We start from the raw sequence: 12,019 nt of genomic DNA, 5'->3' as shown, positions 1-12,019 counted from the left end.
CGGTCTCACCTATTTGCGCGCGACAAAGTCGCTGAGGAAGCCAAGGAAGCTTTCGGCGGCAGGCGACAGCGACCGTCCCGGGCGGGTATAGATGAAGAAGCGGCGGCTCAGCACCGGCTCTTCCAGCTGGCGCAGCACCAGGCCGTACAAGGTGGCCAGCGGCGCCGCGTAGGGCAGGCAGACCGTCACGCCGAGCCCGGCGGCGGCCATCGCCAGCGCAGTGGTCATGAAGGTGACTTCGTTGGCCGGCTTGACCGGCACTTCACGCAGAGGGGAATGCACAGGTGAGGAATGAACGTCTGCCAGCAGGCGCTCGGTGAACTGCCCCTGCAGCGAAATCAGCGGATGGCGTGCGACGTCCTGCCAGGTGACGCGCGGCAACTGTTCGAGCGCGTGCCCTTTCGGGAACACCACGGCGAAGGGCATCTCGAACAGCAGGCTGGCGTCGAGCGGCGGGGCCGGTTCGCGCTCGGGGCCGATGCCGGCGTCGGCCTCGCCCGACAGCACACGTGCAATCACGCTCTCCACCGCGGTGTCGCCCAGGCGCACCTCGATATCCGGATATTCCCTGCGGTAGGCCGCGATCGCCTCCGGCATCAGGGTGCAGGACAGCAGCTGGGGCGCGGCGATGCGCACCATGCCCTTCTTCAGGCGCGTGTGGTCGGCGACGTTGGCCAGGGCGCCGTCGAGGTCGTCGATCATCTGGCTGAACAACGGATACAGTTCCTTGCCGATGTCGGTGAGCAGGGCGCGGCGCGTGCTGCGGTCGACCACCTTGGCGCCCAGGGTCTGCTCGAGCTCCTTGATCAGGCCCGACAGCGCCGACTGCGTGACGTGCATCGCCTGCGCGGCAAGCGTAAAGTTACCTGTCCTGGCGAGGGCCACGAAGGCGCGCATCTGGCGCAAAGTAGGGTTCATGATGCGGGATTCATAAGCTTATCTAATAAATCGAGCGAAAAATACTGTTTGAATGATAGTACGAATTGCTCTCTAATGACGGCACTGGATAATCTCTTGCAAAGGAAACAGCATGAAACTCGCCTCCCTGAAGTCCGGCGGCCGCGACGGCACGCTGGTCGTCGTCAGCCGCGACCTGGTGACCTGCCAGGCCGTGCCGAAAATCGCGCGCACGCTGCAGTGCGCCCTCGACAACTGGGATGAGGTGGCGCCGCAGTTGCAGAAGGTGTACGAGCGCCTGAACGCCGGCACCGCCGACAAGGCCGAATCCTTCATCGAGGAAGAATGCCATTCTCCGCTGCCGCGCGCCTACCAGTGGTGCGACGGGTCGGCCTACATCAACCACGTCGAGCTGGTGCGCAAGGCGCGCGGCGCCGAGGTGCCGGAATCCTTCTACAGCGATCCGCTGATGTACCAGGGCGGTTCGGATTCCTTCGTCGGCCCCTGCGACCCGATCGCCGTGCTGTCGGAAGACTGGGGCGTGGACCTGGAAGCCGAGGTGGCGGTGGTGACCGGCGACGTGCCGATGGGCGCGTCCGTCGAGGAAGCGGCCGGCGCGATCCGCCTGGTGATGCTGGTGAACGACGTCTCGCTGCGCAACCTGATCCCGAACGAGCTGGCCAAGGGCTTCGGCTTCTACCAGTCGAAACCGGCCAGCGCCTTCTCCCCGGTGGCCGTCACGCCCGACGAGCTGGGCGATGCCTGGGTCGATTCCAAGCTCAGGCTGCCGCTGCTGGTGACGCTCAACGACAGCCCCTTCGGCCGCCCGAACGCGGGCGAGGACATGACCTTCAGTTTCGCCCAGCTGGTGGCGCACGCTGCCAGGACCCGCGAGCTGGGCGCAGGCAGCATCATCGGCTCGGGCACGGTGTCGAACAAGCAGGGCAGCCTGCACGGCTCCAGCATCGGGAACGGCGGCGTCGGCTACTGCTGCCTGGCCGAGGTGCGCATGTACGAGACGATCGAACAGGGCAAGCCGGTGACGCCCTACCTGGCGTATGGCGACACCGTGCGCATCGAGATGGTGGACAAGGATGGCGCCAGCATCTTCGGCGCGATCGACCAGGAAGTCACGCGCTATCATCGCAAGGACCTGCACAAGGGGGCGGCATGAAGCTCCATACCTATTTCCGCAGCTCGGCCGCGTACCGGGTGCGCATCGCGCTCAACCTGAAGGGGCTCGACTACGACGCGGTGCCGGTGCACCTGCTTGCCGACGGCGGGCACCACCTGATGGACGAGTACCTGGCCGTCAACCCGAGCGGGCTGGTGCCGGCTTTCCAGGACGAGGACCTCACCCTGACGCAGTCGATGGCGATCATCGAGTACCTGGAAGAGGTGCACCCATTGGTCCCGCTGCTGCCGAAGGACGCGGTCGGCCGCGCCCGCGTGCGCGAGCTGGCGCAGATCATCGCCTGCGACATCCACCCGGTCAACAACCTGCGCGTGCTGAAGTACCTGGTGAAACAGCTGGGGCAAAGCGAAGAAGCGAAGACGGACTGGTACCGCCACTGGGTGATCGAAGGCCTGCGCTCGCTGGAAGCGCACCTGGCGCGCAACGCTGGCGCCGGGACCTTCTGCCACGGCGATACGCCGACCATCGCGGACTGCTTCCTGGTACCGCAGGTGTTCAATGCGAAGCGCTTCGATATCGACGTGGCGGCGTATCCGACCATCGCGCGCATCAATGATTTGTGTGTGGATCTGCCGGCGTTCAAGGCGGCGCATCCTTCGCAACAGCCGGATGCGGAGTGACAGGGTTGCGCTTGTGCCGATGACTCCGTAGGGTGGGCGGCTCCACCCGGCAGACGATGTGACGGGCTGCTGGCGCCGCCCACGCGTCCAGGCAGCGCTTGAATCGCCGCACAGGCAGCATCACCGTGATCTGAACGCGTGGGCGGCATTGCGCACCAGGCCACTCAGGCTGCAGGGTGGAGCCGCCCACCCTACGAACAACTCATCAGTGCCGCGTCTCCGCCCGATCCGGCTCCGACGGCGTCGAAATCTCATCCAGCGCCTCTTCGGCCGCACCGCTGGTCTTGGTCGCGATATCCCCCAGCGACACGATCCCCACCAGCTGCTTCGACCCTTCGTCGATCACCGGCACGCGGCGGATCTGCACGTCGCCCATGGTATTGAGCACCTCGTCGATGTCCTGGTTGCTGTAGCAGGTGCGCACGTCGGTGCTCATCACGTCACCCACGAAGGTCTGGTCGGGCGTCTGTCCGGCCGCCACCGAGCGCACGGCGATGTCGCGGTCGGTGATCATGCCGACCAGCCTGTCGCCGTCGCACACGGGAATCGCGCCCACGTTGAGGTCGTCCATCATCTGGGCTGCGCGCTGGATCGTTTCCTGCGGGGAGATCGTTTGCACATCCGGGGTCATCACGTCACGTATGGTTTGCATGGTTTCCTCCTGCATCGGTTGGTAGGGTGGCCCGATCCCGACGGGTCGGGCAGCGTGGAAATCATGCCTTGAAATGCCGAAAGCGGCCGCTAGATTGACTGTGGGAATGGAGTAGCTCCTGGGCTACAATCCCGCCTCCTTCGCCCTCGCCAGCCTGCCATGTCCAGCCACCCTATTCCTGCATCCATACTTGCCGCCCTCGACCGTGCCGACCGCTCCTGGCGCCCCATCCTCGAGGCCGGCCTGCAGGCCGTCGCCGCCGCCGACCCCGGTTACTTGCCGGCGCTGGCCGCCGACGACTACCTGCCGACCGGGGGACGGATTTTTGCCGCGTTCGCCCAGCCGCTCGGCAGGGTGAAGCAGGTGCTGGTGGGGGAGGGGCCGTATCCGCGCGCCGAGAGCGCGACCGGGGTCTGTTTCATGGATGGCGCCGTGGGTGAACTGTGGTCGGAAGCGGGGCTGTCGAAACCGGTCAACCGCGCCACCTCGCTGCGCAATTTCATGAAGATGCTGCTGGTGGCAAATGGCCGGCTGGACGCAGGCGATACCGGCGGCAGTGCCCTGGCGCCGGTGGCGCGACAGGCACGCAGCGACGGCTCGGGCACGATCCGGACCCTGGCCCAGCTGCAGGACAACCTGACTAACCAGGGCTTCCTGTTGTTGAACGCGGCGCTGGTATTTCGCAAGCACGTGGCGCCCGCCATCGATGCGCGTGGCTGGCAGCCCTTTTTGCAGGCGGTGCTGGCCGCCCTGGCAAGCCAGCCGCAGCCGCCGACGCTGGTGCTGTGGGGAAAGATCGCCGAACAGCTCAGGAAACTGCCGGAAGCGGGGCGCCTGCCGCAGATCCATGCAGAGCACCCGTACAACCTGTCTTTCATCCAGCACAAGGGAATGCAAGAACTGTTCGGACCGATGGAATTGCTGCGGCTGCGCTAGGGCTGCTTGAGGGTGTGGGCAAGGGACTTGACCACCCACCGGTTTTAGGGGCCTTCAAGACAAGCCAGTCAGGATTTGCTATACTTGACTAATTCGATCAAGTACTCAGGTCATTTGGCCGGCTCGCTCGACAAACGATTGTTGCGCTGCACCGAGTATTTGAATAGAAGCAATATTTTACACTAACACTGGGGTTGCGATGCGTCTGACCACCAAAGGCCGTTTTGCTGTTACCGCGATGATCGACCTTGCCCTGCGCCAGGGCAATGGCCCGGTCACGTTGTCGGGCATCAGCCAGCGCCAGGCCATCTCGCTGTCGTATCTGGAGCAACTGTTCGGCAAGCTGCGCCGCCACGAGATCGTCGAGTCGATCCGCGGCCCCGGCGGCGGCTACAGCCTGGCGCGTCCGGCCGACAAGGTGACGGTGGCCGACATCATCATCGCGGTCGACGAACCGCTCGACGCCACCCAGTGTGGCGGCAAGGAAAATTGTCACGGCGCCGACGCTGCTTCCGGCACCCGTTGCATGACCCACGAACTGTGGACCACGCTGAACGCCAAGATGGTCGACTACCTCGATTCGGTCTCGCTGCAGGACCTGGTCGACCAGCAGAAGCAGAAAGAACAGAACGTCGTGGTGGTGCACCGCACTGCCGCCACTGCCGTACAAAACATTGAAACCGGAGTGAACCCATGAACGCGCCTTTGGACAAACAAATCGAGCAGAGCTTCGTGACTGCGCCGCATTTCCCGATCTACATGGATTACTCGGCAACCACCCCGATCGATCCGCGCGTGGCCGACAAGATGATTCCCTACCTGCGCGAGCAGTTCGGCAATCCGGCCTCGCGCAGCCACATGTACGGCTGGAGCGCGGAAGCGGCGGTCGAGGAAGCGCGCGGCCATGTAGCAAGCCTGGTCGGCGCCGATCCGCGCGAAATCATCTGGACCTCCGGCGCGACCGAATCGAACAACCTGGCCCTGAAGGGCGCCGCCCACTTCTATAAAACGAAGGGCAAGCACATCATCACGGTCAAGACCGAGCACAAGGCGGTGCTGGACACCGTGCGCGAACTGGAACGCCAGGGCTTCGAGGCGACCTATCTCGAGCCGCAGGACAACGGCCTGATCACCGTGGCCCAGCTGGAAGCGGCGATCCGTCCGGACACCATCCTGGTCTCGGTGATGCTGGTGAATAATGAGATCGGCGTCATCCAGCCGATCGACGCGATCGGTGAACTGTGCCGCTCGAAGGGCATCATCTTCCACTGCGACGCCGCGCAGGCGACCGGCAAGGTCGCCATCGACCTGACGAAAACCAAGTGCGACCTGATGACCTTCACCGCGCACAAGACCTACGGTCCGAAGGGCGTGGGCGCGCTGTACGTGCGCCGCAAGCCGCGCGTGCGCCTGGAAGCGCAGATGCACGGCGGCGGCCACGAGCGCGGCCTGCGTTCGGGCACGCTGCCCACCCACCAGATCGTGGGCATGGGCGAAGCCTTCCGCATCGCCAGGGAAGAAATGGACGCCGAACTGGCCAAGGTGAAGGCGCTGCGCGACCGCCTCGCCAAGGGCCTGCTGGAGATCGAAGAGGTCTACGTCAACGGCGACATGGAAAACCGCGTGCCGCACAACCTGAACGTCTCGTTCAACTATGTCGAGGGCGAGTCGCTGATCATGGCGATCAAGGGCCTCGCCGTGTCGTCCGGTTCGGCCTGCACCTCGGCCTCGCTGGAGCCGTCCTACGTGCTGCGCGCCCTGGGCCGCAGCGACGAACTGGCGCACAGTTCGATCCGCTTCACCATCGGCCGCTTCACGACCGAGCAGGACATCGACTTCGCCATCGAACTGCTGAAGTCGAAGGTTGGAAAACTGCGCGAACTGTCGCCGCTGTGGGACATGTTCAAGGAAGGGATCGATCTGAACTCGATCCAATGGGCAGCCCACTAATATGCATTGAGCGCGACTAGCGCTTTACGTATCTCAAGGAGTATCAAAATGGCTTATTCAGACAAAGTACTGGACCACTACGAAAACCCGCGTAACGTCGGCGCCTTCGACAAGGGCGACGACGCGATCGGCACCGGCATGGTCGGCGCACCGGCCTGCGGCGACGTGATGAAGCTGCAGATCAAGGTCAACGAGCAGGGCCTGATCGAGGACGCGAAGTTCAAGACCTACGGCTGCGGCTCGGCCATCGCCTCGAGCTCGCTCGTGACCGAGTGGGTCAAGGGCAAGTCGCTGGACGAAGCGCTGTCGATCAAGAACACCCAGATCGCGGAAGAGCTGGCGCTGCCGCCGGTGAAGATCCACTGCTCGATCCTGGCGGAAGACGCGATCAAGGCCGCCGTGGCCGACTATAAAGCCAAGCACGCCGCGAAGGCGTAACCGAGCAAGCAAGACAGAACTGGAGCAAGCGTTATGGCAATCACCCTGACTGAAAAAGCCGCGAAGCACGTCAACCGTTACCTCGAACGCCGGGGCAAGGGCATCGGCTTGCGCTTCGGTGTGCGCACCACCGGCTGCTCCGGCCTGGCCTACAAGCTCGAGTACGTCGACGATGCGACCGCGGACGACAATGTCTTCGAATCGCACGGCGTCAAGGTCTTCGTCGACCCGAAGAGCCTGCCCTACATCGACGGCACCGAACTGGACTTCGCGCGCGAAGGCCTGAACGAGGGCTTCCGCTTCAACAACCCGAACGTCAAGGACAACTGCGGCTGCGGCGAGAGCTTCCGCATTTAACCGGGATGCAGAACCACTTCGAGCTGTTCCAGCTGCCCGCGACCTTCGCGCTTGACGGCGATGCGCTGGACGCGGCCTACCGCGAAATCCAGGGCCGCGTGCACCCGGACCGTTTCGTGAACGCCACCGATGCCGAGAAGCGCGTCGCGATGCAGTGGGCGACGCGCGCGAACGAGGCTTACCAGACCTTGCGCAATCCGCAGAAGCGGGCCCAGTACCTGTGCGAGATCAACGGCGTCGACCTGCAGACCGAGTCGAATACGGCCATGCCGGCAGCCTTCCTGATGCAGCAGATGGAATGGCGCGAAGCGCTCGACGATGCGCGTTCCGCGAAGGATGCGGCGGCGCTGGACGGGCTCGATGCGCAGGTGCGCCGCGAGCGCAAGGGGATGCTGGAGCAGGTCGGCAGGCAGCTCGATGCGGGCGACTACCAGGGCGCGGCGCAGGGCGTGCGCGCCATGATGTTCCTCGATAAGTTCGGGGAAGAGGTACAGTACGCGTTCGAAGCGATCGAACTGTAGGGTAGTCGGCTCCGCCGACCGCGCGTCCAACTACATCATGCATTTCGACGACGCATCCTTCTGTTGAACGCGCGGTCGGGAGGACCCGACCACCCTACAACGGCGGTCATCGCCGTATAAAAGAACAACACAGGTAACACGACCATGGCACTACTCCAAATCGCCGAACCCGGCATGTCCACCGCCCCGCACCAGCATCGCCTGGCGGTCGGCATCGACCTGGGCACCACCAACTCGCTGGTTGCCACCGTCCGCAGTGGCAGCCCGGAAGTGCTGAGCGACGAGGACGGCCGCCCGCTGCTGCCATCGGTCGTGCGTTACCTGCCCAACGGCCACGCCAGCATCGGCTACAAGGCGCAGGCCTGCCAGACCCAGGATCCGAAGAACACCATCGTCTCGGTCAAGCGCTTCATGGGCCGCGGGCTGAAGGACATCGCCCACGCCGAGAACCTGCCCTACGATTTCGTCGACAGTCCCGGCATGGTGCAGATCAACACCGTGGCCGGCGTGAAGAGCCCGGTCGAGACCTCGGCCCAGATCCTGGCCACGCTGCGCCAGCGCGCCGAGGATTCGCTCGGCGACGACCTGGTCGGCGCCGTCATCACCGTGCCGGCCTATTTCGACGACGCCCAGCGCCAGGCCACCAAGGACGCGGCCCAGCTGGCCGGCATCAACGTGCTGCGCCTGCTGTCGGAACCGACCGCCGCGGCGATCGCCTATGGCCTCGACCACGGCAAGGAGGGCATCTACGCCGTGTACGACCTCGGCGGCGGCACCTTCGACATCTCGATCCTCAAGCTCTCCAAGGGCGTGTTCGAAGTGCTGGCCACCGGCGGCGATTCGGCCCTGGGCGGCGACGACTTCGACCACCGCCTGTTCTGCTGGATCGTCGAGCAGGCCAGGCTGGCGCCGCTGTCCGACCAGGACACCGCCACCCTGATGGTCAAGTCCCGCCAGGCCAAGGAGCTGCTGTCGACCAACGAAGAGACGCTGGTGGAGGCGATCCTGAAGTCGGGCGAGATCGTGCAGGTGACCGTCGCGGCGCATACCTTCGCCGAGATCACCAGGCACCTGGTCGGCAAGACCATGAACGCGATCCGCAAGGCGATGCGCGACGCCGACGTGTCGGTCGAGGACATCGACGGCGTCGTGATGGTCGGCGGCGCCACCCGCATGCCGCACGTGAGGCGCGCCGTGGGCGACTACTTCCACACCATCCCGCACGCGAACATCGACCCGGACAAGGTGGTGGCGCTGGGCGCCGCCATCCAGGCCAACCTGCTGGCCGGGAACCGCGCCGAGGGCGACGACTGGCTGCTGCTGGACGTCACGCCGCTGTCGCTCGGCATCGAGACCATGGGCGGCCTGGTCGAGAAGATCATCCCGCGCAACTCGACCATCCCGTGCGCACGCGCGCAGGAATTCACCACCTTCAAGGATGGGCAGACGGCCCTGGCCGTGCACGTGGTGCAGGGCGAGCGCGAGCTGGTCTCCGACTGCCGTTCGCTGGCGCGCTTCGAGCTGCGCGGCATCCCGCCGATGGCGGCCGGCGCGGCGCGCGTCCGCGTCACCTACCAGGTGGACGCGGACGGCCTGCTGTCGGTGTCAGCGCGCGAGACCCGCTCCGGCGTGGAAGCATCGATCACGGTGAAGCCGTCCTACGGCCTGGGCGACGACGACGTGGCGCGCATGCTGCAGGATTCCTACAGCTCGGCCCAGGGCGACATGCAGATGCGCGCGCTGCGCGAAGAGCAGGTCGAGGCCGAGCGCATCCTGCTCGCGACAGGGTCGGCGCTCGATGCGGACGCGGAACTCCTGAGCGGCGCCGAGCAGGAACAGGTGGCGCTGCTGGTGCAGGGCCTGCGCGAGGCGGTCCGGCGTTCGAACGATGCGTCGCTGGAAGCCGCGCAGCGCCAGGATGGCTTGCATGCGGCGGTACAGGCCCTGGCCAAGGGCACCGAAGAATTCGCGGCGCGCCGGATGGACAAGAGCGTGCGCAAGGTCCTGGCGGGCAAGTCGCTGGACGAGGTGTAGGGTGGTCGGCTCTGCCGACCGCGCGTTCAACATGGGGATGCGTCGCCACGGATCAACCGGGAGTCGAACGCGCGCACGGCAGAGCCGTGCACCCTACGAAAACAAACAACGAGGTAAATAAGTGCCACAAATCGTCATCCTCCCCCACCCGGTCCTGTGCCCTGAAGGCGCCGTGCTCGAGTCCCCCGCCGGCAAGTCGATCTGCGACGTCCTGCTGGAAAACGACATCGAGATCGAACACGCCTGCGACCGTGTCTGCGCCTGCACCACCTGCCACGTGATCGTGCGCGAAGGCTTCGAGTCGCTGAACGAGCAGGAAGAAAAAGAAGAAGACATGCTCGACAAGGCCTGGGGCCTGGAGCCGAACTCGCGCCTGTCCTGCCAGGCGATCGTCGCCGACGAAGACCTGGTCGTGGAAATTCCGAAGTACACCATCAACCACGCAGCAGAAAAGAACCACTGAGTCCACCCGGGCAGCCTTGATGAAGCGCGCACACCAACCACCCAAGACCCCGGCCGTGATCGAATTGCCGCCGGAAGTCCGCCCCGGCCAGTCCATCGAGCTGCTGAAGGAACTGCACATTCTCACGCGCGACGGCAAGCTGAACCAGGACAGCCGCCGCAAGCTCAAACAGGTCTACCACCTGTACAACTTCATCGAGCCGCTGCTGAAGGATATTCGCGAGCAGAAGCAGGACGTGTCCCTGGTCGACCACGGCGCCGGCAAGTCCTACCTCGGCTTCATCCTGTACGACCTGTTCTTCAAGGGTTTGGAGGACGGTTCGCACATCTACGGCATCGAGACGCGCGAAGAACTGGTCGCCAGGTCGACCGAGCTGGCCGCACGCCTGGGCTTCACGGGCATGTCCTTCCTGCCGCTGTCGGTGGCGGAATCGACGACGTCGAAAGAACTGCCGGAAGCGATCGACATCGTCACCGCGCTGCACGCCTGCAACACCGCCACCGACGACGCCATCGACTTCGCCCTCAAGAAGCAGGCGAAGCACATGGTGCTGGTGCCGTGCTGCCAGGCCGAGGTCGCGACCGTGCTGCGCAAGAACAAGGGCAAGGACCTGGGCCGCAGCGCGCTGACGGAAATCTGGCGCCACCCGATCCACACCCGCGAGTTCGGCAGCCAGGTCACCAACGTGCTGCGCTGCCTGCAGCTGGAAGCGCACGGCTACCAGGTGACCGTGACCGAACTGGTGGGCTGGGAACACTCGATGAAGAACGAGCTCATCGTGGCAACCTACAAGAACCTGCCGCGCCGCCGCCCGACCGAGCGCCTGCGGGAAGTCATGGCCGAACTCGGTCTCGACGAAATGAAGCAGCGTTTCCATACCCCTGTTGAAGCCAACCAAGCAGACTGAGAACGAGATGAGCGACAAGCACCCGAAGTGGATCGACCTGCGCAGCGACACCGTCACCCAACCCTCCGACGCCATGCGCGCAGCGATGGCGGCGGCCGAGGTCGGCGACGACGTGTACGGCGACGACCCGTCGGTCAACCGCCTGCAGGACTATGCGGCCGAGCTGTTCGGCTATGAGGCCGGCATGTTCGCGCCCTCGGGCACCCAGACCAACCTGATCGCCCTGATGACCCACTGCGGCCGGGGCGACGAGTACCTGGTCGGCCAGGAAGCGCACACCTACAAGTACGAAGGCGGCGGCGCCGCGGTGCTGGGCTCGATCCAGCCGCAGCCGATCGCCAACGGGCCGGACGGCTCGATCGCCTTGGCCGACATCGAGGCCTACATCAAGCCCGACGACATGCACTTCGCGCGCACCCGCCTGCTGGCGCTGGAAAACACCATCGGCGGCCGCGTGCTGCCACAGGACTATGTCAAGGCAGCCACCGACCTGGCGCACAGCCGCGGCCTCGCTACCCACCTGGACGGCGCCCGCATCTGCAACGCCGCCGTCAAGGGGGGCATCAGCCTGGTTGAGGCGGTGCAGGGCTTCGATACCGTCTCGGTCTGCCTGTCGAAGGGCCTGGGGGCGCCGGTCGGGTCCGTGCTGCTGGGGCCGAAGGCCTTCATCGAGCAGGGCAAGCGCTGGCGCAAGATGCTGGGCGGCGGCATGCGCCAGGCCGGCGTGCTGGCCGCGGCCGCGCAGTATGCGCTCGAGCACAACGTGGGGCGCCTGGCCGAGGACCACGACAATGCCGCCGCACTCGCGCGCGGCCTGTCGGACATCGACGCGCTGAAGGTCGGCACGCCGCAGACCAACATCTTCTGGCTGGACATGCCGGCTGCCGCCTGCGAACCGCTGCGCCAGCACCTGGCGCGCGCCCGGATCCGCGCCTCGATCGGCCCGCGCACCCGCCTGGTGACGCACCTGGACGTGTCGAAGGAAGAGGTCGCGCGCACGGTCGAGGTGTTCCAGTCCTTCTTCGCCGACTGGCGCGCCCAGTGACGGC

At 65.4% G+C, this 12,019-nt stretch carries 14 protein-coding genes; 12 read left to right on the top strand and 2 right to left on the bottom strand.

Features of this window, described 5'->3' with window-relative positions:
- Positions 1–9: 9 nt before the first annotated feature.
- Positions 10–918: a LysR family transcriptional regulator gene (locus tag AC56KL_RS02815; protein ID WP_497178618.1), complete on the bottom strand. Its 909-nt coding sequence runs from the start codon at positions 916–918 to the stop codon at positions 10–12.
- A gap of 112 nt (positions 919–1,030) precedes the next feature.
- Between AC56KL_RS02815 and AC56KL_RS02810 the strand changes: the two genes are divergently transcribed.
- Together AC56KL_RS02810 and maiA are read left to right on the top strand one after the other, a co-directional pair.
- On the top strand, positions 1,031–2,071 hold the full coding sequence (locus AC56KL_RS02810; protein WP_497178617.1) for a fumarylacetoacetate hydrolase family protein: 1,041 nt from the start codon (positions 1,031–1,033) through the stop codon (positions 2,069–2,071).
- Positions 2,068–2,712, top strand: a complete 645-nt coding sequence (gene maiA / locus AC56KL_RS02805; protein ID WP_497178616.1) for a maleylacetoacetate isomerase — start codon at positions 2,068–2,070, stop codon at positions 2,710–2,712. Before AC56KL_RS02810 ends, maiA begins: the two co-directional genes overlap by 4 nt.
- A gap of 205 nt (positions 2,713–2,917) precedes the next feature.
- Here the strand turns inward: maiA and AC56KL_RS02800 are convergent, their stop codons facing one another.
- A complete protein-coding gene (locus AC56KL_RS02800) occupies positions 2,918–3,364 on the bottom strand; it encodes a CBS domain-containing protein (RefSeq protein WP_497178615.1) in 447 nt (148 codons plus the stop codon).
- 159 nt (positions 3,365–3,523) lie between these two features.
- Here AC56KL_RS02800 and AC56KL_RS02795 point away from each other — a divergent pair, with 159 nt between their 5' ends.
- From AC56KL_RS02795 to ltaE, 10 genes are all read left to right on the top strand, one after another.
- A complete protein-coding gene (locus AC56KL_RS02795; RefSeq protein ID WP_497178614.1) occupies positions 3,524–4,300 on the top strand; it encodes a uracil-DNA glycosylase family protein in 777 nt (258 codons plus the stop codon).
- 199 nt (positions 4,301–4,499) lie between these two features.
- Positions 4,500–4,997, top strand: coding sequence for a Fe-S cluster assembly transcriptional regulator IscR (iscR, locus tag AC56KL_RS02790; RefSeq protein ID WP_497178613.1), 498 nt, complete (start codon positions 4,500–4,502; stop codon positions 4,995–4,997).
- Positions 4,994–6,250: an IscS subfamily cysteine desulfurase gene (locus AC56KL_RS02785; RefSeq protein WP_497178612.1), complete on the top strand. Its 1,257-nt coding sequence runs from the start codon at positions 4,994–4,996 to the stop codon at positions 6,248–6,250. The genes iscR and AC56KL_RS02785 overlap by 4 nt, the downstream gene beginning before the upstream one ends.
- Positions 6,251–6,298: 48 nt before the next feature.
- On the top strand, positions 6,299–6,688 hold the full coding sequence (gene iscU / locus AC56KL_RS02780; protein ID WP_497178611.1) for a Fe-S cluster assembly scaffold IscU: 390 nt from the start codon (positions 6,299–6,301) through the stop codon (positions 6,686–6,688).
- A 33-nt stretch (positions 6,689–6,721) separates the two neighbouring features.
- Entirely contained in the window at positions 6,722–7,045 is a 324-nt protein-coding gene (gene iscA / locus AC56KL_RS02775; RefSeq protein WP_497178610.1) for an iron-sulfur cluster assembly protein IscA, read from the top strand.
- A gap of 5 nt (positions 7,046–7,050) precedes the next feature.
- On the top strand, positions 7,051–7,566 hold the full coding sequence (gene hscB, locus AC56KL_RS02770; RefSeq protein ID WP_497178609.1) for a Fe-S protein assembly co-chaperone HscB: 516 nt from the start codon (positions 7,051–7,053) through the stop codon (positions 7,564–7,566).
- Positions 7,567–7,710: 144 nt separating this feature from the next.
- Positions 7,711–9,600 carry a Fe-S protein assembly chaperone HscA gene (gene hscA, locus AC56KL_RS02765; RefSeq protein ID WP_497178608.1) on the top strand — a complete coding sequence of 630 codons (1,890 nt, stop codon included), beginning with the start codon at positions 7,711–7,713 and terminating at the stop codon, positions 9,598–9,600.
- Positions 9,601–9,721: 121 nt separating this feature from the next.
- Entirely contained in the window at positions 9,722–10,063 is a 342-nt protein-coding gene (fdx, locus tag AC56KL_RS02760) for an ISC system 2Fe-2S type ferredoxin (RefSeq protein WP_497178607.1), read from the top strand.
- 19 nt (positions 10,064–10,082) lie between these two features.
- Positions 10,083–10,970 carry a class I SAM-dependent methyltransferase gene (locus AC56KL_RS02755; protein WP_497178606.1) on the top strand — a complete coding sequence of 296 codons (888 nt, stop codon included), beginning with the start codon at positions 10,083–10,085 and terminating at the stop codon, positions 10,968–10,970.
- Between the two features lie 7 nt (positions 10,971–10,977).
- Entirely contained in the window at positions 10,978–12,015 is a 1,038-nt protein-coding gene (ltaE, locus tag AC56KL_RS02750) for a low-specificity L-threonine aldolase (protein WP_497178605.1), read from the top strand.
- The last annotated feature ends 4 nt before the right edge of the window (positions 12,016–12,019 follow it).

The sequence above is a fragment of the Telluria sp. ZB4P34 genome, assembly GCF_059686055.1.
This window is presented reverse-complemented; position numbering and strand designations above follow the sequence as displayed.